The organism is Mycetocola sp. JXN-3 (assembly GCF_014522285.1).
Taxonomy (GTDB): Bacteria; Actinomycetota; Actinomycetes; order Actinomycetales; family Microbacteriaceae; genus Mycetocola; species Mycetocola saprophilus.
Window position 1 is genome coordinate 2197463 of the sequence record NZ_CP041635.1, and the last position, 20857, is coordinate 2218319.

The 20857-nt window shown below is 65.6% G+C and carries 21 protein-coding genes; 10 read left to right on the plus strand and 11 right to left on the minus strand.

The genetic code is table 11. From position 1 onward, the window contains the following. Positions 1 to 13: 13 nt before the first annotated feature. On the minus strand, positions 14 to 2197 hold the full coding sequence (locus tag C7C57_RS10040) for a hypothetical protein (RefSeq protein ID WP_187976297.1): 2184 nt from the start codon (positions 2195 to 2197) through the stop codon (positions 14 to 16). Positions 2198 to 2412: 215 nt separating this feature from the next. On the opposite strand from C7C57_RS10040, the gene C7C57_RS10045 reads away from it, so the two are divergent. Genes C7C57_RS10045 through C7C57_RS10055 form a run of 3 tightly spaced genes read left to right on the plus strand, consistent with a single transcriptional unit; the run spans position 2413 to position 5590 of the window. Then, on the plus strand, positions 2413 to 3474 hold the full coding sequence (locus C7C57_RS10045; protein WP_187976298.1) for an iron chelate uptake ABC transporter family permease subunit: 1062 nt from the start codon (positions 2413 to 2415) through the stop codon (positions 3472 to 3474). A gap of 59 nt (positions 3475 to 3533) precedes the next feature. After that, positions 3534 to 4577, plus strand: coding sequence for an iron chelate uptake ABC transporter family permease subunit (locus C7C57_RS10050; RefSeq protein WP_187976299.1), 1044 nt, complete (start codon positions 3534 to 3536; stop codon positions 4575 to 4577). Positions 4578 to 4618: 41 nt separating this feature from the next. After that, on the plus strand, positions 4619 to 5590 hold the full coding sequence (locus C7C57_RS10055; RefSeq protein WP_187976300.1) for an ABC transporter substrate-binding protein: 972 nt from the start codon (positions 4619 to 4621) through the stop codon (positions 5588 to 5590). Positions 5591 to 5648: 58 nt separating this feature from the next. On the opposite strand, the gene C7C57_RS10060 is transcribed toward C7C57_RS10055, so the two are convergent. After that, the gene (locus tag C7C57_RS10060) at positions 5649 to 6863 is read right to left on the minus strand and encodes a beta-ketoacyl synthase (RefSeq protein WP_187976301.1); all 1215 of its coding nucleotides are present in this window, start codon (positions 6861 to 6863) and stop codon (positions 5649 to 5651) included. 68 nt (positions 6864 to 6931) lie between these two features. Here C7C57_RS10060 and C7C57_RS10065 point away from each other — a divergent pair, with 68 nt between their 5' ends. Further along, positions 6932 to 7519 carry a TetR/AcrR family transcriptional regulator gene (locus tag C7C57_RS10065; protein ID WP_255505649.1) on the plus strand — a complete coding sequence of 196 codons (588 nt, stop codon included), beginning with the start codon at positions 6932 to 6934 and terminating at the stop codon, positions 7517 to 7519. A gap of 20 nt (positions 7520 to 7539) precedes the next feature. Here C7C57_RS10065 and C7C57_RS10070 read toward each other — a convergent pair whose 3' ends face one another. After that, a complete protein-coding gene (locus tag C7C57_RS10070) occupies positions 7540 to 8379 on the minus strand; it encodes an SDR family NAD(P)-dependent oxidoreductase (protein WP_187976302.1) in 840 nt (279 codons plus the stop codon). 103 nt (positions 8380 to 8482) lie between these two features. Here C7C57_RS10070 and C7C57_RS10075 point away from each other — a divergent pair, with 103 nt between their 5' ends. Continuing rightward, positions 8483 to 9028: a TetR/AcrR family transcriptional regulator gene (locus tag C7C57_RS10075; protein WP_187976303.1), complete on the plus strand. Its 546-nt coding sequence runs from the start codon at positions 8483 to 8485 to the stop codon at positions 9026 to 9028. Here C7C57_RS10075 and C7C57_RS10080 read toward each other — a convergent pair. Continuing rightward, entirely contained in the window at positions 9025 to 10278 is a 1254-nt protein-coding gene (locus C7C57_RS10080) for a Fic family protein (protein ID WP_187976304.1), read from the minus strand. The two genes, C7C57_RS10075 and C7C57_RS10080, sit on opposite strands and share 4 nt — an antisense overlap. A 60-nt stretch (positions 10279 to 10338) precedes the next feature. Then, positions 10339 to 11031 (minus strand): organomercurial lyase, encoded by a 693-nt coding sequence (gene merB, locus C7C57_RS10085; protein ID WP_187976305.1) that lies wholly within the window; start codon positions 11029 to 11031, stop codon positions 10339 to 10341. Positions 11032 to 11121: 90 nt separating this feature from the next. Here merB and C7C57_RS10090 point away from each other — a divergent pair, with 90 nt between their 5' ends. Then, positions 11122 to 11553 carry a MarR family winged helix-turn-helix transcriptional regulator gene (locus C7C57_RS10090; RefSeq protein ID WP_187976306.1) on the plus strand — a complete coding sequence of 144 codons (432 nt, stop codon included), beginning with the start codon at positions 11122 to 11124 and terminating at the stop codon, positions 11551 to 11553. Positions 11554 to 11637: 84 nt separating this feature from the next. On the opposite strand, the gene C7C57_RS10095 is transcribed toward C7C57_RS10090, so the two are convergent. Next, positions 11638 to 12579 carry a transporter gene (locus C7C57_RS10095; RefSeq protein WP_187976307.1) on the minus strand — a complete coding sequence of 314 codons (942 nt, stop codon included), beginning with the start codon at positions 12577 to 12579 and terminating at the stop codon, positions 11638 to 11640. 55 nt (positions 12580 to 12634) lie between these two features. On the opposite strand from C7C57_RS10095, the gene C7C57_RS10100 reads away from it, so the two are divergent. After that, positions 12635 to 13201, plus strand: a complete 567-nt coding sequence (locus C7C57_RS10100; RefSeq protein WP_187976308.1) for a CGNR zinc finger domain-containing protein — start codon at positions 12635 to 12637, stop codon at positions 13199 to 13201. Between the two features lie 45 nt (positions 13202 to 13246). Here the strand turns inward: C7C57_RS10100 and C7C57_RS10105 are convergent, their stop codons facing one another. From C7C57_RS10105 to C7C57_RS10115, 3 genes are read right to left on the minus strand one after another with little or no spacing between them, the layout of a single operon-like run. After that, a complete protein-coding gene (locus C7C57_RS10105; RefSeq protein ID WP_187976309.1) occupies positions 13247 to 14752 on the minus strand; it encodes an FAD-dependent oxidoreductase in 1506 nt (501 codons plus the stop codon). Beyond that, positions 14749 to 15633 carry an FAD:protein FMN transferase gene (locus C7C57_RS10110; RefSeq protein ID WP_187976310.1) on the minus strand — a complete coding sequence of 295 codons (885 nt, stop codon included), beginning with the start codon at positions 15631 to 15633 and terminating at the stop codon, positions 14749 to 14751. The genes C7C57_RS10105 and C7C57_RS10110 overlap by 4 nt, the downstream gene beginning before the upstream one ends. After that, complete coding sequence (locus tag C7C57_RS10115) at positions 15633 to 16121, minus strand: hypothetical protein (RefSeq protein WP_255505650.1); 489 nt, start codon at positions 16119 to 16121, stop codon at positions 15633 to 15635. The genes C7C57_RS10110 and C7C57_RS10115 overlap by 1 nt, the downstream gene beginning before the upstream one ends. A 153-nt stretch (positions 16122 to 16274) precedes the next feature. Between C7C57_RS10115 and C7C57_RS10120 the strand changes: the two genes are divergently transcribed. Together C7C57_RS10120 and C7C57_RS10125 are read left to right on the plus strand one after the other, a co-directional pair. Next, on the plus strand, positions 16275 to 16784 hold the full coding sequence (locus tag C7C57_RS10120; protein WP_187976311.1) for a sigma-70 family RNA polymerase sigma factor: 510 nt from the start codon (positions 16275 to 16277) through the stop codon (positions 16782 to 16784). Further along, positions 16781 to 17587, plus strand: a complete 807-nt coding sequence (locus C7C57_RS10125; RefSeq protein WP_187976312.1) for an anti-sigma factor — start codon at positions 16781 to 16783, stop codon at positions 17585 to 17587. Before C7C57_RS10120 ends, C7C57_RS10125 begins: the two co-directional genes overlap by 4 nt. A 108-nt stretch (positions 17588 to 17695) precedes the next feature. On the opposite strand, the gene C7C57_RS10130 is transcribed toward C7C57_RS10125, so the two are convergent. Both C7C57_RS10130 and C7C57_RS10135 read right to left on the minus strand, forming a co-directional pair. Further along, positions 17696 to 18289: an HdeD family acid-resistance protein gene (locus C7C57_RS10130; protein ID WP_187976313.1), complete on the minus strand. Its 594-nt coding sequence runs from the start codon at positions 18287 to 18289 to the stop codon at positions 17696 to 17698. An 8-nt stretch (positions 18290 to 18297) separates the two neighbouring features. Then, on the minus strand, positions 18298 to 19287 hold the full coding sequence (locus tag C7C57_RS10135) for an FUSC family protein (protein WP_187976314.1): 990 nt from the start codon (positions 19285 to 19287) through the stop codon (positions 18298 to 18300). A gap of 306 nt (positions 19288 to 19593) precedes the next feature. Between C7C57_RS10135 and C7C57_RS10140 the strand changes: the two genes are divergently transcribed. Beyond that, positions 19594 to 20829 (plus strand): amidohydrolase, encoded by a 1236-nt coding sequence (locus C7C57_RS10140; protein ID WP_187976315.1) that lies wholly within the window; start codon positions 19594 to 19596, stop codon positions 20827 to 20829. The last annotated feature ends 28 nt before the right edge of the window (positions 20830 to 20857 follow it).

Here is a 20857-nt window from a genome sequence, read left to right on the forward strand (position 1 = left end):
GTGGTGCTTTTTATCAGCTCAAACCAAGTTTGAGCTGAAACGCCTCGGTTTCGATCACCGATCTACTAATGTCAGCCAGCGAGTTCTCTGGGTCATTGGAACGAACAATCTGCCAATGAAGACCAAGGCCACTAAGTCGTTCGAGATCCAAACGATATTGTCCGTCGTCTTTCCAGACCACACCAAGTTCGACTAGACCGGCAAGGGTAGCACTCGCAATTTCATTTCCACTAACCAAGACTCTATCTACGCGGTCAGCCGAAACCGCAGGGCCTCCAAGTAATGCCGGGTTGAATGAGAGCAATAGCTTGCGCACGGATACAATCACTTGTGTCCAAACTGAGCGATCAATTCGACGAGATTTGGACCCAATTGGTGCGAGGTAAGGCTTCCACTGATGCCAAGCGTCAGGCCAGTCAACAACTAGTGATTTGGGACGGTACGTATGAATTTTAAGGTCTTTTTCATGCGTCATGCTTTGGACAGCGATTATTACTGCAGGTGAATCATTTTCACTATTTGAGAGCACGCGAATCGTCTTCGCAGGAGTTTCAATCTCGTTTGCAAGGATCAGACAATCGGACCCGAGATCAATCTGGCCTCCCATTCCGGGGACAAACATCACCCCGTGATCCGACAAAATCACTGACCGTGCAAGTGGCGAACGAAGACTGAGAACACCAGACGATTCAGTAATCTCAAATGTAATCTCCTCATCGGCGAGTTTCGAGTCTTCATCGAACAATCGGAGAGTTGGTTGATGGTCAGTCCGATGTCTGAACACGCACTTGGCGCTTGAAGAGCCATTAAGATATGACTTCAACGCGACATCCACCAAGTCTTCAGGCATCGATGGCTTCGTTCCTTCGGGCGTTAGCGCAGCCACAAATCTTGCAAAGAAAGGGCCTGTCCTAGGTAACGTTGCCAAGAATTGCGGGCGAGAACTTGCAAACAGTTGACTGTGTGGAGCAGACACAGCCCACGCACTGACGTAATCGCTAAAGACGTCATTTGCAAATTCTGCGTCACGAATGAATGGATGTTCTTTTACGAAGCTCTCCACCTGGCGGTCATAACTCTCACGCTCGTCACCTTTCAACAAAGTCGGCCTATCCATAATTACGCCCTGCGTGCCTGTCAATGCCAACAAGCGAGCAACCTGTTCATCTGGCCCGTAAAGAGAATTCCTGGCCGGGTCACTCGGTGAAATTGCCAATTTTTCCCCCATGGCAACTTGAACCTTCTTCGACTCACGCTTAAGGATATGTTCGACAATATCTTTCAACAGCTCACCGCGCTGACGCCGTCCAACGACCTCACTCGCCGCACTGATTTCCGAGACTTCTTGCTGCGGATTGCTTACCTTGAGTCGTTCAGCGAGCGCAAGTAATACAGGAGGGTAGCCCAAGAACGACTCCACAGATTCCCAATACGTATCCAGATCTGACGGTCCAATTTCATTGGTTAACAGCGCACGAGCAAGATTCGATAGCACTTTGTCTCGCAACCGCGAAAACGGCTCGGGTTGATTTTGATGCAAGGAATACTCTGATTGCGGAGAATCCAGAGTAGCTTCAATAAATGCGTTGGCCTGATTTCTATCGAGCGCTTGCAACTCAAAATGTGGGGCGTCGTAGCCTAGTTCCTTCAACGCTCCTTGAGTAGCACGAATCGAGTCAGAGCGCCCAAGAAAAATTACCCGCGGGGTCGTATCGCCAACCGCTACAAATTCCCTAATATCCTTCAAGAATTCTGAAAAGTTCCCAAACCCTGATCTGAGCTGCGCTTCATCCGTGCTATCCAGGACCAAAACAGCTCGGCCCTCTCTTATTTCGGTCTGAAGCGATGCAAATCGGATTGGCCCTACCGCTTTTACCAGCTCGCCAATTAGCGATCCATTTCCCACTTGGATTTTCGAAAGATCAACGTAAATACTCTTGAGCCGCACAGCTATGTTTTTCGCAGCTTCAGTCTTGCCCATCGCGCCAGGTGCCGAGATGAGTACAATCGGCCCTTCACTTGCAGCCTGGTCACCTTGCTCCTGCAAAACGTCAGGCCAGATATACCTAAAAGTTGTCGCAGGCTTTTCGCTGATGGCCCTGTGTCCATCAATCGAGCTGTCAAAGGACGAGACGGGGAATGTTTTCAATAAATCTTCTAGTGGCAATCGCATGATTATGACCGTATTGATCGTCACTCTATGTCACTATCGCCACTTCAGGGGACATCGCTTGGTTAATACTATTGTCGGTGGAATATCGCGGATCCGCCAGCTCGCGTCGGATCAACAACACACATTGGCACTCGACACTCTTGTCCCCTCGAGAGTGGACAAATATCGTTGGAACAGCAAGGCAAGGCTAGCCTTAGCAATATTTTGCTTCGGCATCCTCTCCACGCAGAAAGCTGTTTGTGTTGTTCGATTCTCCCGCTCGTTCGGCAACCCCCGCATCGGTACCGACTGCGCGCACCCGCGGCCGCCTGGGGCGACGCCTCGGCTGGCTGATTCTTGCCGCCTGCGCCCTGGTGGTGCTGTGTGCTGCAAGCATCGCGATCGGTGCCAAACCGGTCCCCCTCGCCCATATTTTGCCGGCGCTGATCGACCCCGACCGCTTCGACGATGGGGCGATCATCACCGGGCTGCGTGTCCCGCGCACGGTGCTTGGCCTGCTGGCCGGGGCGGCCCTCGGCGTGGCCGGCGGCGTGATCCAGGCGTTCACCCGCAACCCGCTGGCCGACCCGGGCATCCTCGGGGTGAACGCCGGGGCCGCGCTGGCGGTCACTATCGGCGTCGCGTTTTTCGGGATGAGTGCGATCGGACAATACCTCTGGCTGGCCTTGGCCGGCGCGATTATCGCGACCGTGGTGGTGTGGATGATCGGAGCCAGCGCCCGCGAGGGGGCCACCGCGCTGCGGATGACCCTGGCGGGGGTGGGTGTGGCCGCGGTGCTCGGCGGCATCTCCTCGGCCATTCAACTGGACCACCCCTCGACCTTTCAGAAGATGGCCGGCTGGGGCTCGGGAAGCCTGCTCGCCCAGCCGCTGTCGGCGGCGGTGGTGGTGGGTCCGGTGATCCTGATCGGCATCCTGCTGGCGGTCATCGCCTCCCGCGGGCTCAACGCCCTCGCGCTCGGGGACGATGTGGCCACCTCGCTCGGCACCCGGGCGAACATCACCCGCACCCTGGCGATTTTTGCGGTCACCCTGCTGGCGGGGTCCGCGACCGCATTGGTGGGGCCGATCGCGTTTGTGGGGCTGATGATCCCCCACGTTGCCCGCGCGATCGTGGGACCCGCGCAGGGCTGGATTCTCGCCTACTCGGTGGTGTTGGGCCCGTGCCTCCTGCTCGCCGCGGATGTGGCCGGACGCGTTCTGATGCAGCCGGCCGAGCTACCGGTGGGGCTGGTGACCGCGTTTGTTGGGGCACCGGTGCTGATCCTGCTGGTGCGCCGCTCCCGGGTGGCCGCGCTGTGAGCCGGGTAGACACACGGCGCGCAGCGGGCAGGGCGGGTTGGCAGACTCGGCGGCGGTCAATGGGGGCCGTGAAGTCTCCCGTGCACCTGGTCTGGCGCACCCGAGGGCTCTCGTTGCGGATACCGCGTCGCACGCTGATCGCGGTCGCCGGGCTCCTGCTCACGGCCGTCGTCGTGGGCGTCTTTTCGCTGGCCACCGGGGACTACGGCCTGAGCATCGAGCAGGTGGCGGGCGCGCTGTTTGGGCACGCAACCGGAATCGAATCCACGATTGTGCTGGAGTGGCGCCTCCCCCGTGTGCTCACCGCGCTGCTCTTCGGCGCGGCGCTGGGCCTTTCCGGCGCGATCTTCCAGTCCCTCACCCGCAACCCGCTGGGCAGCCCGGACATCATCGGGTTCGATACCGGTGCCTACACCGGCGCGCTGATCGTGATGCTGGTGCTGAACCTCCCCGGCGGGGTCACCACCGCCGCGGGCGCGGTCATCGGCGGGCTGCTGACGGCCGCCGCCGTGTACGTGCTGGCGTATCGCAACGGGATGGTGGGATTTCGGCTGATCGTGGTGGGCATCGGCGTCACCGCGATGCTGACCTCGGTCAATACCTGGCTGATCCTGCACGCCGATACCCAGCAGGCCGTGAATGCCGGATTCTGGGGTGCGGGGTCGCTGGATAAATCGGGAATGGATCAGCTGAGCATCGCGATCATCCCGCTGCTGGTGCTGTTTCTCGCGGCGATCCTGATCGCCCCGGCGCTCGGTCTGCTGGAGCTCGGCGACGATGCGGGGCCCCAGCTCGGTGTCGCGGTGGAGCGCACCCGGCTGCTGGCGATCATCATCGGAGTCGGACTGAGCGCCCTGGTGACCTCCTTTTCCGGGCCGATCGCGTTTGTGGCGCTGGCGGCCCCGCAGATCGCCCGACGTCTTGCCGGTGCCGCGGGCATCACCTTTCTCCCCTCCGCGCTGACCGGTGCCGTCCTCCTCCTCACCGCCGACGCGATCGCCCAGCACGCACTACCCGACCCGGTGCCCGTGGGCCTGGTCACGGTGATCCTCGGCGGCGGCTACTTTGTGTGGCTGCTGGTGGCCGAGGGCCGCCGCCGCTAACCCCCAGATTTTCCATCCCCCAACCCCCGATCGAAGGACCCATGAACACACAGTTCCGATTCCGCAAGACGCTGCTCGCGCTGGGTGGCGCGGCTCTCGCCCTGGCACTCGCCGCCTGCAGCACCAGCGCCCCCGGCGGCGAGGATGCTTCGGCATCCGCCGCCACACGTTCGGTGAGCACCGCCAACGGGTCGGTCAAGATTCCCGCACACCCGAAGCGGATCGTCTCGATCCACTCCTTCAGCACCGAGTCGCTGCTGGACTTCGGGATCACCCCGGTGGGTGTCGAAGACGCCGGCGCCGAATACGTTCCCCAGCGCTACCTCAAGCGCTGGGAGCCGATCGAAAAGGTGGTGCAGGGCGGAAAGGTCAACCTGGAAAAGATTGCCGCCCTCAAGCCCGACCTGATTATCGGCGTGGACGTGCCGTACCTGCGCGATGTCTATCCGAAGCTTGAGGCGATCGCTCCGACGGTGTTTGCCCCGTTCGATGAGAAGAGCACCTGGGCCACGTACCCCGCCTACACCGCCGATTACATCAACGCCGAGCCCAAGCTGACCGAGCTCAAGAAGCGCTATGACGACCGCATTGCCGAGGTCTCCAAGAAGTATGCGGATCAGCTGGCAAAAACCAAGTGGGACATCATCCAGGGCGGCTTTGACGACGGCAACTACTGGATCTACTCGGATAAGACCCAGGTGGGCACCGTGCTGAGCGCCCTCGGCGCAAAGTTCGCCTCGGCCACCGCGGGGACCCCGGCCGGTCAGAACCAGTCGGTGTCCTATGAGCGCACCGATCTGCTGAGTGACGCCGATGCAATCGTCTACTACGAAAACAACGACGGCACCCCGGCCAATAACATCGCCAAGCTGTTTGCCCTCCCGGGCTATCAGGAGCTGCCCGCGGTCAAGGCGGGCCTGAGCATCGGCACCCAGGACTTCCTCTCGGGCTCCTACTCCGATTCCCTGGGCATCATCGACTCGATCGAGTCGACCCTGAAGAAGATCAAGTAGCGCCGGGCACCCCGGCAAATGTGCCCCGTCCCGGAGTTCCGGGGCGGGGCTGGCCCGTCTAGGGCCGCGTGAATACCAGGGACACGTTTTGGCCTCCGAAACCGAAGGAGTTGCTGAGGGCGGCGGGCTGGGGCAGGTCGCGGCGTTCGGTGACGATATCGAGGCCGATTTCCGGGTCCACGGTGTCGGGGGTGAGGTTGCGCGTGGGTGGGATCACCCCGTCGCGGACGGCGAGAACGGTCAGCAGCGCCTCGATTGCGCCGGCACCGCCAAATAGGTGTCCGATTGCTCCCTTGGGCGCGGTCACCGCGATATCGGGACCAAACACCGAGGCGATCGCGCGCGCCTCGGCGATATCGCCGACCGGGGTGCCGGTGGCATGCGCGTTGACGTGGGCCACTTCCTCCGGCGCCAAGCCTGCCTGAGCCAGGGCGCGCCGCATGGCCTGGATCTGCCCGCGACCATCGGGGGCCGGGGCGGTCATATGGTGCGCATCCGAGGCGATTCCCGCCCCGGCCAACACCGCGTGCACCTGGGCACCGCGGGCTGCAGCATGCGCGGCACTCTCCAGAATCAGCACGGCCGCCCCCTCCCCGATCACAAAGCCGTTGCGGTCGGTGGCAAACGGCCGCGAGGCATCCGCCGCATCCCCGGTGGACTTCGCCAGGGCGCGGGCCTGGGTAAACCCGGCCACGGTGATCGGGGTGATCGCGGCCTCGGTCCCGCCGACGATGACCACATCGGCCTCCCCCGCCCGAATCAGGCGGGCACCCAGCGCGATAGCCTCGGCACCCGAGGAGCAGGCGGACACGGGCGTATAGACGCCCGCCTGCGCCCCATACTCGATACTGACGACGGCGGCGGCCGCATTGGGCATCAGCATCGGCACCGTACGCGGCGACACCCGACGCACCCCCGATGCCGCGAGCACGTCGTGCTCATGCAGCAGGGACTCGACCCCGCCGATTCCGGTCCCGATCGCCACCGCCAACCGCTCCGGGTCGGGATCCACGAGCCCGGAATCCGCCCAGGCCTCGGCGGCGGCCACCGCCGCCGACTGCTGGGAACGGTCCAGGCGCTTCGCCTGAACCGGCGTCAGGTGCTCGGCCGGATCCTTCGCCAGGGTGCCCGCAACCAGCCCCTCCACGAGGTGATCCGCCGCACGAATGCCGGACTTACCGGACAGCAGCGCCTCCCAGGTCTCGGCGACGCCGGTCCCGAGCGGGGTAATGGCTCCCAACCCGGTCACAACCACATCCATCAATTCGCGCATAGCGGCACCCTTCTACAATTTGTACGTCATACAACTAGATATCAATTTGTATCACATACAATTGAATCGTGAGTGCACAACAGAAGAACTCCCAGGCGAGCACCCGATCCGTCTCGACCCGGCATCGGCTGATCGAGGCGACCGCGACGCTGTGCCTGGAGCGCGGCGGTGGGGACGTGAGTGTGGCCGAGATTGCCACCGGCGCGGGCGTGTTTCCCAATCAGGTCACCTACCACTTTGGATCCAAGGATTCCCTGCTTGTGCACGCGGCGTTCTACGCCCTGCTGCACGACTCGGAACGCCTCTCCCGAGTCGGCGACTCGGCCGGGGACGCGGCGGCAATCCGACGCAAGATCGCCCGTACCACCCTCGCCCTCCCGGCACTCCCCGCGGTCTCTCGCGCGCTGGCCGCGGGCATTGCCAAACCCGAACTGGCCCCCACCGTGGACACCCATCTCGACCTGCTATTTCGCCGATCCGAGCGCTACCTGGAGCGCCTTCTGCGACGCAACGACTGGACCCTGGAACGCCCGGTCGGCGTCGAGGTGCGAACCTTTTGGAGCACGGCCCTGGGAGCGGTCCTGCTCGCCCAGGCGGGCGTGAGTGGGTCGGGTTCCGACCTTGACCTCGCGGGGGTGCTCACCTTTCACGAGTAGGCACCCCCGGGTACGCCGGACTAGTTGTCCGAACCGGGGTTTCCGTGCGCGGCCAGGGCTACGTGATCCCAGGCTTCCCAGGTGGCGATGCGCCGGGCGTACACGTCCTTCACGAACGGCAGCAGGTTGCCCAGCATGAGGCGCAGCGGCGGCTCCTCGGCATCCACCAGCGCCAGGATCGCGCCGGCACTGGCCGCCGGATCACCCAGATCGCCCTCCCCGAGGGAAGCCGCAAGTTCCTCCCGCAGCGCGTCGTATTCGGGCATCGTCGGGGCCGATCCAAGCGAGTTTGCGCTCAGGAACTCGGTGGCATATCCGCTGGGCTCCACGAGGCTCACCCGAATCCCAAACTGGGCCACCTCGGCCGCCAGCGCCTCGGAGATTCCCTCCACCGCAAACTTCGCCCCCTCGTAGATGCCCGCGGTGGGCACGGCGACGATTCCGGCAACGCTGGAGAGGTTAATAATGTGCCCCGCACCCTGGGCGCGCAGCAGCGGCAGGGCCGCCTGAATCACCGAGAGCGTCCCGAACACATTGGTCTCAAAGTTGGCCCGAGTGCTCGCCTCATCCACCTCTTCGATGGCGCCCATCTGACCAAAGCCCGCGTTATTGACAATGATGTCGAGGCGACCGAAGTGGTCGTGCGCGGCCCTCACCGCGGCGAATACGGCCGCGCGGTCGGTGACATCCAGCCGCAGCGCAAGGGCGGTATCGGGAAACCGCTCCACCAGATCTGCGGCCTGGGCGGGATTGCGCAGGGTCAGGGCGACACGGTCGCCCCGTTCGAGTGCCGCCTGCGCCCAGATTCGACCGAATCCGCGTCCGGCACCGGTAATAAACCACGTTTTGTTGCTGGTCATGCTGACCACCCTTCGTTTCAGTTTTTCCAACTTTACACTTATCGTAAATATGTAAAGATCGGAATCGGTGAAAAATTCCCCGCCGACTGGATAATCTGGAAACATGGACCCCAGAGAACCGCGCCGCGCCCGGATTATTCGCGATGCAACCGCGCTGTTTTGTCGCAACGGGTATGCCCGAACGACGCTCGCCGATGTGGCTCGACGCAATGAGATCTCCCGCCCCACCCTCTACGCGGAGTTTGCCGATAAGGATGCGCTATTCGGGGCCGTGATCGACACCCTCGCCGACGCACTCTTTGCGCGTCTGGATGACGAACTAGCGCAGATGACGACCCCACGCGATCGCCTCCTGCATGCGTGTCTGAGCTGGGTGGGATCGGGATACGATCTGGTCCAGGAAAACCCCGAAGCCTCGGACCTCTTCAACCCGAAGTTCCCCGCCGTCACGCGCAGCAATGCGCGGTTTGAGCGCTACCTTCAGACCCTTCTCCCCGGGGACAACTCCCCCTCGCGCCTGAGCGAGATGATCACCCTGAGCCTGCAGGGCATTAAGCGGTTCGCGGTGGATCGTCCCCATCTCGACATCCTTGTCGAAACCCTGGTGGACACCGTGATCTCCGCCGAAAACGCCCGCGCTCGCGGCTAGACACCACTAGGCGTGGGAACGGCAGCCGCACCCGACGCCAGCCGAGCATGAATTCGACGCTCCAGATCGTCGAGCTCATCCACCACATCGGCCACCACCCAGATGCGCTCCCGCAGCCGACCGGTGACCTCACGCAGAATCCCCGCGGTCTCCAGCGCATCGGTGACCCCTGCCAGCGTGTCCGCCGGCGCACCGGTGTGGGTCACGAGATCGGACAGCATCAGGGTGGTCCGATCGTGCAAAAACTCAAGGATCCGATCCTCGGCGGACTCGGCAGGCACCCCGAGCACACGACGCCAGCGCCCGGGGAGCGCCCACAAGCGGAGGAAGGACACCCCCGCCTCGTCGGCGGCCACCGTGATCGCCACCCCGAGAATCCGAACCAGCGCGTCAATCTCGCCCCGTCGATACGCGGCGAGCGCCTCGAAATACCGCGGGCGCATGGCCCCCAGCGCGCAGGCAACCGGCAGAGTTGCGTGCAGGGTGACACCACGTCGCTGCAGAAGGGCACCGATCAGCGCCCGGCCGATGCGCCCGTTTCCATCGGTAAAGGGATGGATCGACTCAAACTGGGCGTGCACGATGGCAGCCTGAATGAGCACGGGCACGTCATCGCGATTGGCAAAGCGGATCAGATCGCTCATGAGGTCCGGAACCAGATCCGGTGGTGGTGGCACGAAGACGGCGTCACGCGGACTGTGGTCGCTGCCTCCGAGCCAATTCTGCTCGGCCCGGAATCGGCCGGCCCAGGCACGGTCCCCCGGGTCGGAATCCTCCCGCATAAGCGCCGCATGCGCATCGAGGACATCGTCACGCGTGATCCGCCCCGACGAGCCGGCGCGCAGGAGCAGCCCGTGGATCGCCTCCATCGCGGCCACCACGCTGCGCGCCGGCGCGCTTTTCCCCTGCCCGGCCAGCGCCCGGGCGAGGGCCACGGAATCGGGTGTAATGCGCTCGATCTTGGACGAGGCCACGGACTCGGAGCGCACCATGAATCGCCCCAGCGCCGCCGAGCGCCCACGGCCGCGGGCATCGGAGCGGGCGGCCGCGACCAGCGCCTCCTCACCCAGCAACACCAGCTCGGGCGGGGCCGCCACGGGGAGGTCGGCGATGGTTGGGGGCACATATGCCACCACCTCGGCGAAGATCCGATCGGCGCGCGTGCCGCCGCGCTGGCGCTGACGCCACGGCCGCACGACGGCGTCGTGGGCGGGCCAGGCGGGGCGATTGATGGTGTGTGCCGGGTTCATGGTGGGCCTCCTTGTGCGGAAAGACTATGCAGGGAGGGCCCGGGGTGTCGAGGGATGTGCCTAGGGGTTTGCTGTGAGGCCGGGAGTCCCCCAGAATGGGCCGGTCAGCCCGACACTGGCGAAGTACTCGGCGGCCACCAGCGGCTCCCGACGCACATACCCTGGGTCCAGGCGGCCGGCGTACCACTGCGAGGACAGATTCCAGAGGGTCTGCAGGTCAAAAATCGCGCCGACCTCGTGGTCGGATGCGCGGGCCCAGCCTTCGACGCAGGCGGCCGAACAGAAGATCCGCTGGTGTGCGCACGCGTGAATCACGTCGTCCCACACCCGCCCCATCGGCATCAGGAAGTGCACCACCTGGTCCCCCTCGGGTGCCGCATCCCGCGTGACCGTCCAGGAGTGCGCGGCGTCACAGTGAGGACACGTGGTGGCCACCACCACAGCGGGCTCCTCGGGCACCAGGTGCGGGATCGCAAACGAGTCCCAGGCACAGCCTCCCCACCACAGCACCCGCTCCCCCATCACCGAGAATCCGAAGTTTCGGGTGGCAAACGGATGCGCCAACACGATCTCCCCCTCCGACGATACGGCGATGTGTCGGTCCAGGATGAGCGCGTCGAACGCCGCATCGGCCTCCTCGGGGCTGATATTCAACCGCTCGGCCACCGAATCCGGGGTGCTGGACCGACCGGTCCGGGCGAAGTGCCGATAGATGTCGAGGCGGACGCGTTCGGTGGTACTGATGTCGCTCATGCGGGTTCTCTTCCGTTTCGTTCACAATTAGGTTGATATCCCCCTAATTCTGTTAGGCTCCCCCGCATGGACGCAAACCCGGGTACAAATGTGACATCAGAGATTTCCAGTGGCGGCACATGCAACAGCTATCTGGTGCGCCGGGTGGATCGGCACCTCAACGCCGTCTACGACCGAGCCCTCGCCGGAACCGGGATCCGCACCACCCAGTTCAGCGTCCTTCGAGCCCTCGCCCTCGAGGGCGACGCCCGAATCAGCGTGCTCGCCGCCACGCTGGGCATGGACCGTAGCACGCTCAGCGCCAACGTGAAACCGCTGGTGCGAGCGGGACTCATCGAGGTCGCCGAGGCCAGCGATCGACGCGCCCGCGATGTCCGCATCACCGAGGCCGGGCACACCACCCTGCAGGCCGCGATGCCCGCCTGGATTGCCGCCCAGGAATCGTTCGAGGCGGCCATGGGCCACGAGTCGGCGCGCGCCCTGCGCAAGCTCCTTGCCGGAACCCTGGCCTGGCAGGGATAGCGAAACACCGCGCGCCCAGCACACCACGAGAATCGAGGGCCCGCGCCCATCGGGTCTCGCGGAGATTCGGCGTTCCGGTGCCAGCTACGCTGCGGCCGTCGCCTGCATCGTGGCGCGGGTTGCCAGCACCGTGCGCACCGAGAGGGTGGCCACGGTGAGGATCGTCGCGGTCACCACCAGCACGCCGACGCCCGCCCACACCGGGCTCGCCGTGGCGCTGATCACAAACGCGGCCACGGCGCCCAGCGGGAACGTATAGGACCAGGCACCGAGGGTAAACGGGGTGCGGCGATACAGCGGCAGCAGGCCCAGCTGCAGGAGGACCAGAATGGCGGTGAGTCCCAGCAGCACCTCGATACCGATCCCCACGTGAGTGCCGGTCAGCGCGATCCACGCCCCGCCACCCACGGCGGGCGGTGCCATCAGGATCGCCAGCGAGGGCACCAGCGGGGCGGGCAGGGCCGGACGCAGCGCGAGGCGCGCCAGGATCAGGGTAAACACCAGAACCCAGAACAGCGTGGCCACCCCGAAGGCTCCCCAGCCGAGTCCGATCCACCCGATCTTGGCGGCTGATCCCGCGGCGATATACCCCGCGGCCACTGTGGGGAGCAGGTAGCCGCCGTGCACGAAGTCGATCTCGATGTTGCCTCGGGCCCAGCGTCCCAGGATCCAGCCGGCGAACACCGCGCCGACGGCGATCGAGATCAGCACCAGCGTCGTTCCCGCCCAGGGAACCATCGGGTACAGTCGCGCACCCAGGAACATTCCCAGCGCGGGTGCCAGCGCGGCCACCGGACCCTGCGCCGGATTGCGCAGCTGACCCATCAGCCCCTGTTCGGCGGAAAACCCTCGAATCGCGTGGGCCGCCAGGAGCCAGACCCAGGCCAGGGCGGCGAGGCTCCAGAGTGCGTCACCGATCATCGGGCTGAGCCCCCACACCGCGTCGGCGGCGCTCCAGGTCTGGGCAAGTCCGGCGAGCCCGAAGCCGATCGCGAAGGTAATCATGGGGATACGTTGTGCAGTCATGATTGGATACTAATGCATTCTTGCCTAGTTAATCCATTAGTTCTACACTGGTGTCATGACCTTCACGCTTCTGGGCGAGCCCGCGGCAATCGATCTGCTCAACACGCTCAAGACCGCCCACACCCCGGCGGTGGATCAGCTCGATGCGCCCGGCGCGCTGGCCGAGTTTTGGCGGTTCCAATCCGAACGGGATCCGGCGATCACCGCGCTAAACGCCGAGGACACCCGGAGCCTGCGCACGCTCGTGGGGGCGCTGATCCGGGCGATCGACGAGGGGAGCGCCCCGGATACGCCGGTCCTCACCGCCGCCAATACGATCCTCTTCGCGGCCCCGGTGCAGAGCTACCTGAGCGTGCGAGAGGGGCACCTGCACGTCGAGTACACCACCACCGCGCGCACGGCCGAGGAGGCCACCCGCGCCAAGCTGATTCTGTCGGCCCTGGAACTGAGTGATGCGGCGACCGCCGGACGCCTGCGCCACTGCCCGGCCGAGGACTGCTCACAGCTCTTTATCGCGACCAACGCCAAGCGCCGCTGGTGCACCGCCGCGGGCTGCGGAAACCGGGCGCGGGTGTCTCGGCATGCGGCTCGCGCGCGGGTCAGCCCGCGACCCGCCCGGTAGCCGGAGGGGTCGCGGGGCTCGCACCGGCCCGGACGCGGGCGGACGCTAGTAGCCGATGAACCGATCGGTGCGGACCCGGTGCACGCCATGCGAGCGGGCCGCCCGCGAGGCCGACACCACAAACGCCGGAGATCCCGCCACATACGCATGGGTGGGGCGGCCAGCCGGGCGAGCAATCGCCAGGGCGTGCTCATCCACCCGGGTGCCCGCGTACAGCCAGCCCTCGGGCAGAGCGCCGTCGAGACCCAGGGACTCCGGCCCCACGATCAGCACCCGAACGCCGCCGCGACGCAGCACGGGTTCGGCCCAAACCGGGTCCTCCCCCGCCCGCAGCGCCCAGATCAGCGTGGGTCCCGATGCCGGACGCGCGGTGCGCGCATCGGCCGCAGCCAGGAACGGGGTGAGGCCAACACCGTTGGCCAGCCACAGTTCGTCGGCGCCTCCGCGCACGGTGAAATCGCCACCCACGGCGCTCACGGCCACGTGGGTTCCGGGTTCCAGGGCGAGCAGCGCCTGCTTAAACGAGCTGGCCCACTCCTCGACCCGCGTGATGATGCGCACCGCGGAGGATCCCGGCGCCGAGGCCACGCTGAACACCCGGCGCAGGCCGCGCCCGTCGGCACCCCGATGCGGGATGGAGAGTTCCAGATACTGCCCGGGGCGCAGGCGTAGCGGGCGCTCGGGCACGAAGGACAGATCGGCGATGCCACCCGCATGCTCCGCGCGGGCCTCCAGGGTCAGCCGTACGCGCGAGCGCGGACCAAACCCGAACGCGACCGCGTTCCCCACCAGCAGCGCGAGTTCCGGCGACATCGCCAGCACACCCAGGTTCAGCGGGATCAGCGATACCAGCCCGACGATGGCGCTCACCAGCATCCGCCAGCGGCGCCGCGGCGGGGCCGTCAGCGGCTCACTCATCATGAATGCCCCGAGGAAGAGGTAGGGGTAGGAGGCCAGGGCGGTCCATCCGGCGCCCAGCGGATCCGCGCCGGTGGACACCAGCTTGAGCAGCGTGCCCACCACCCCGATCACGATCACCGGCAGCGCGATATCCCAGGCTCGCGCCCGGTGCAGTACCAGGGCCGCGCCGAGGATCAGCGGGATAAACAGCGCCGGGGTCGCGATCCACCATACGGCCCCGCCGATCCCGGTGGTCGCGACCACCATCGCCCCGGCGGCTACCGGGTTGAAGACATGGCGACCGCGCCAGGCCAACAGATACTTACTCAGGTTCGCCGCGGCCACGGCGAGCGCCAACATTCCCTGGCTCTCGATGGTTGGCAGCGGGAAAAACAAAAACACCAGGATCAGCGCGGTCACCAGCGAAGACTCGCCGTGCGGGGTGACCCGCCAGATCAGCGCGAAGACTCGATTGGAAACCCAGCCGACCACCACCGCGACCACCAGGCTCAACACGAGTCCAAGGATCGGGAACGCGAGCACTCCAGCCAGCGAGAGCACGGCCGCGATCACCCAGAGCGCCAGCAACACCAGCAGCACCAGGCGATACATTGTCACACGACCAAGCAGGCGGTCCAGTCGGGCACTCATGCGATAAAAACCTCTCCGGGAAGCGTACGAGAAAACTCCACGCGTCCATTTGTAAACATCCGGACCCAGTCGACATCCAGCCGCGTCGCCACGGCCTCGGGTCCGGCAAAAAACAGGGCGGTCGCGGCGGCATCGGCGATCAGCGCCGACTCCCCGATCGCCCAGGTGGCCACGATCGAATCCACCGGTTTTCCGGTGCGGCCATCCAGCACGTGGTGCAGGCCCTCGCCCCAGGCGCGGCGATTGGTGGCCGATCCGGCGATCGCGCCGCGCGGGCCGGAGCCGGCGAGTTCGATCACGCCGATCGCCCGGGTGGGATCAAACGGGTGTTCCAGCGCGACCCGGAGTCCGGAGGATCCGGCATGGCGAATATCGCCGCCGGCGTCCACGGTGAGGGCCGTGTATCCGCGCGCCATCAGCAGCCCGACAACCAGATCCACCAGCTGGCCCTTGCCCACGGCCCCCACATCCAGCAGCACCGGTTCGGTTGTGGTGACGACGGTTCCCACGCTGCGCAGGGTGTCGCCGAGCGCCGGGACCGGCCCCGGGATTCCCGAGGGGATCAGCGAGTAGGCGGCGTCATAGCCCAGGGTTTCCAGCGCCCGCCCCACCAGCGGGGTGACCGCGCCCGCGGTCAGATCCTCGAGGTCCACATAGGTGTCCCAGAGGTCCGGCCAGTGCGCGCCGAGGTCCACGCTGCCGCCGGTCTGCGCGAAACCGCGCACCAGGGAGTCGGCGCGAAACCGCGAATACACCGCGTCATACGCATCGATCAGCGTGGACACGGTCGCCCGGTCACCGGGAGAAACCTCGTTCTCCGTGGTGATCTGCCAGCCGGTTCCGATCGCCTCAAAACGCCAGGGGGCGGGAGCTGGAACCACTACTTCGCCTGGGAGATGATGTTGTTGATGGCGTCGTTGAAGCCCTCCCCGGTCAGCGAGGAGCCCGACACGGTGCCCACGTTGAGGTCGGAGATGTTCTTACCCACAACCTGGCCGGCGATCCCCGAGGCAAACTGGGATTCAAACTGCTTGGCGGTGGGGTTTTGCCCCTTGGGGACAACCTTGACATCGCTCACCACGCCGGCCTTCAGCGTAACCGTGACGCCGATCGATTCCTGCCCGCCGGGCGATGTGTAGTTGCCGTCGGCGGAATAGGTGCCGTCCTTCAGCGCGCCGGCCGCGGGTGATGCGCCCGGGTCGGCCTGAGACTGGGTGGCGGGGGCACTGGGGTTTGTGGAGGAACCCGCGTCCGATCCGCTCTTGGTGAGGTCGCCGGTTGCACAGCCGGAGAGGGCGGCGATGGCGGCCACACCGATGCCGATCAGGGCGCTGGTGCGAACGGTGCCGGGGGTGCGAAGCATATCCATGGTGTTACCTTCCGTGGTGGTTCGAGACAACGGTCACACGAGGTAGGCGGCGGCCCGGTTCAGCCAATCGGGTTTTCTACAGAAAAAACTCAGCTTTGAACCACCGGGCCTCGAATATCGTGTACCGGGAGTGAGCAAGGAAACGAGGGCGTGATGTCCACCGAGCATGAGGCGCGGGTTCTGCGCGAGCTGCATGAGCAGCACGGCGCAGTCATCTGGCGTTTTGTGGTGCGCCTCACCGGCGATTTTGCCGGGGCCGACGACATCGTGCAGGAAACCCTGCTGCGTGCCTGGCGCAATCCACGGATCATGTCCGATGATCCCGAAAGCGCCAGGTCCTGGCTGTATACGGTGGCCCGGAACCTGGTGGTGGATGAGGCTCGCAGCGCCCGTCGCCGCCACGAAATCGGGGTCGAGGAGTTGCCCGAGGGCCGCTCCGATGACCACACCGACGCGCTGTTTGATTCGATCCTGGTAGCCGAGGCGCTGGCGGCCCTGAGCGGCGAGCATCGGGCGGTGGTCACCGGGGCGTACTTTGGGGGCCGCAGCACCGTGGAGCTCTCGGCGGACCTGGGGATTCCCGAAGGGACGGTCAAATCGCGGCTGCACTACGGGCTGCGCGCGCTCAAACTCGCGCTTCAGGAAAAGGGGGTCACCCGGTGACCGATATCCACACCCGCTTTGACGAGTGGGATGCCGCCTATGTCCTGGGGGCCCTGGGACCCGCCGATCGTCGCGCCTATGAGGAGCACCTGGCCGAGTGCGAGCGGTGTCGCCTGCACATGTCCGAGCTCGCCTCGCTGCCCGGGCTGCTCTCGCGGATTACCCCACCAAACGAGCGGGATACTCCCGAAGCCGAGCGGCCCACGCCGGAGGCCACGGAACCGACATGGGAGGGCCAGGCGCAGTCCCGGGACGGCTCGGCTCCCGCGTCGCCCTCCGACGCTCACGTCCCGGCCACCGCGGCGGATCCGTCCCCGTCCGAAAGTGATGAAACCGCCGCGCACCTCCCGCGCCCGCGGCGACGCCGCCTGAGTCGGCGTGCCCGCGGCTGGGCCATCGGCGCGGCCGCGGCCGTGCTGGTCATCGGGGCCGCGATCCCACTCACCCTGCATATGCTGGAACCCAAGACCGAGCGCCTCACCCTCGCCCAGGTGGGTCCCGAGCTGGCACCGATCGACGCGGTGGTCACCCTGCGCGACATTCCCGGCGGCACCCGGGTCACCATGGACTGCTCCTACACCTCCCCCGCCGCCCCCTACCCGGGTGCCGAACCGGTGGACTACTCCCTGGTCCTCACCGACAATGCCGGACGCGAGCGGGCGGTATCCACCTGGGTCGCCGCGCCGGGCAGTCCGGCGCGGGTCGAGGTGACCACCACAACCCCGCTCGAGGGCATTCGCTCGGTGGATGTGCGGCGTGCCGACTCCCCCACCCCGCTGCTCCGCGCCCTGCCCGCCGACTAAAACACACGCCAACGCCCCGTTGCTCCGCGCCCTGGCCACCGACTAAAACACACGCCAATAGACAACGCCCCCATCCGGTACAACCGGATGGGGGCGTTGTCAGAAAAACTAGATGCGGGTTTCGTCCACGCGGATGGTGGCACCGTTCGCGGGTCCACGGTAGCTGAACGCACGCACGATCTGCAGGATACCCAGCACCACCAGGGCAACACCCAGGATCAGCCACAGCAGGGCGGCGAAGGCGAACGGCGCGGTGATCACGAGGATACCGGCGATGATGCTCAGCACGGCAAAGACCACGCCCCACATCTTATTGGAGGCACCACGCAGGCTCGCGAAGGCCAGCACACCCTCGAAGATCCAGCTCACACCGATGAAGATCGCGGTGAAGATCGCCAGCACGGTGGTGACGTTACCCAGGTCGGTGAAGGCCACGATTCCGGCAACCACAAACAGCACACCGAGCAGCACGTTGCCGATCCGTCCCCAGGTGGAGGCGCTCTTGGCGAAGATGCCCAGGGCCGCATAGATCACGCCGGCCACAACCGCGTAGATCGCGATAAACGCGGTGATAACCGAGGCGGTCTTCAGCGGCGCCACCAGGATCAAGATACCGATGATGATCGCGATGATTCCGGCGATGCCGAGGGCCGTGCGCACACCGTTGGTGAGGGTGCGGGAAAGGGAGGGTTCCTGAGTCATGGTTTTCCTTAGGGGTTGATGGATGAGGCTTGGGGGCGCGGCGCAATCCGCGCATGGCGGTCATGCAGGATTGTATGGGCAATCACGTTGACCACGAGCGCCAACACGGCGGCGATGGCCACCGATTCGATCCGGCCGAGGCCCACCAGGTGGGCGGGCTGATCGGAGGAGGTGGTGAGCAGCACCACCGGGGTGAGCAGGGTCACAAACATCGGATAGTTGCCGGAGAGAATATAGGCCACACACAGCAGCGTGCACACCAGCGCCACGAGGATCGGTATCGGTCCCGGCAGCAGCGACACCAGCGTGGCAAACACGGCACCGATCGCGGTGCCCACCACGCGATCGCGGGCGCGGCTGGTGCGGTTATCGACGCCGACCGCGAGGATCATGCAGTAGGACAGCAGCGTCCAACTGACGTAGGGAAAGTCCACGGCCTCGCCGATGGCGACGATGCCCAGCGAGCCCACCGCGAGCATCACCCCGTACCCCAGCCGCTCCCTGACCGGCGAGGGCGTGGGCAGCGAGTCGTGTTTGGTCGGCATCAGTGACGCAAACGCGAGCATGAAGGCGGCCCCCAGACTCGAGCCCAACAGAACCTGCCAGAACTGCACGTCGGTGTGGGACAACGAGGCAAAAACAATCAGATTGACCGGCGAGCGGGTCATCGAGGAGATGTCCCCGATCCGGAACAGGCCCTGCACCAGACACACCCCCACCAGCGCCACCAGCACCGGAAAGGTTCCCAGCGAGCCCAGCGTAAAGCCCAGCATCGCCACGATTACGGCCCACAGCGCCGCCATCGCCCGCCACCTGGGCAGCAGTGCGCGCGAGGGCGAGAGCAGGAACATGATCGCCAAATATCCGGCCTGGGCGGTGTGGGGTCCGATGAACCCGTAAAGGGCGGCCAGCAGCACCGCCGCCGACCCCACCAGTATGAGCGCCCCCAAAATGGCGCGACGCGTCAGCGCAAAATTCTTGAAAACAACGTGCGTCATGAGCTTCCCCCTCCCCGTCCCCACGGAGCCAGCGCTACGGTAATAAGAGAACACTATCGAGCTTTGGGTAGCGACGGTCATGACAAAACAGGATATTTCCGAACTTTTTGCTGGATCGTGGGACCGGAGACTGGTTGACCCGCCGTCCCGAGCGGGCCTCCTACGGCGGAGTATCCTCGTGCCCGCGCGCGGCGAACCGGGTGACCATCGGTCGGAAACCCCGGCCACGGCGCGGTAGTCCTCGGTTTTACCCGAACCCGGCACTACGGTGGATATCAATTAGTATTCACCGAGCCAGGAGTTCGAATGTCGCCGCACACCAGCACCGATTTTGAGGCCGTTTACCGCGATCTGCACACCCATCCGGAGCTGGGGTTCCAGGAGGTGCGCACCGCGGGAATCGTCGCCGAGCACCTGCGCTCCGCCGGGTACGAAGTCGCCGAGGGCGTGGGCATCACCGGAGTGGTGGGCATCCTCGATCGCGGCCCCGGTGCCACCGTGCTGCTGCGCGCGGACATGGATGCGCTGCCCGTGCGCGAGGAAACCGGACTCCCCTATGCGAGCACCGACTCGACGATCAACGCCGAGGGGGTTGAGGTCCCGCTAATGCACGCGTGTGGCCACGACATGCACACCACCGCCCTGCTCGGCGCCGCCTCGGCCCTGGCCGCGGATCCCACCTGGACCGGACGCCTGATGCTGGTCTTCCAGCCCGCCGAGGAGCAGGGCTCGGGCGCCCGCACCATGATCGAGGACGGCCTGTTTGAGCGCTTCGGGACCCCCGACGTGGTGCTCGGACAGCACGTGGCCCCGTTCCCCGCCGGTGCATTCGGCCTGCGATCCGGCCCCGCCTTTGCCGCCTCCGACTCGTTTGTGATCACCCTGTTCGGACGCGGCGGCCACGGCTCCCGCCCCGAAACCACCGTGGACCCGATCGTGCTGGCGGCCTCGGTCATCCTGCGCCTGCAGACCATCGTGTCCCGCGAGGTTGCCGGAACCGAAACCGCCGTGCTGACCATCGGCTCGGTGCACGCGGGCTCGGCCCCCAACATCATCCCCGACAGCGCCGAACTCAAGATCAGCCTGCGCAGCGTGGACCCCGCGGTGCGCGCCCGGGTGATCGCGGCCATCGAACGCATCGTCCGCGGCGAGGCCCTGACCTCCGGCGCCGATCGCGAACCCACCATTGTGCACGCCCACTCCTACCCCGCGGTGGTCAACGACGAGGCCGCGACCGCGCGCGTGCACGCGGCCCTGACCGCCGCCATCCCCGGCGTGCAGGTCATCGACCCGGGCCTGGTGACCGGCAGCGAGGATGTGGGCATGCTCGCCGAGGCCGCCGGAGTGCCGTGCATGTACTGGCTGCTCGGCGGGGCCGATCCCGCGCCCTTCGCCGATGTGACCAGCCAGCAGGACCTGGTCGCCCGGGTCGCCGCGCTGCCCTCCAACCACTCGCCGCTGTTTGCCCCGGCGATCATCCCGACCCTGCCGCTGGGCATCGCCGCCCTGAGCGCCGCGGCGCTCGCCTGGCTCAAGCCCTAACTCACACACCCGAAAACTCAGAGGAAAC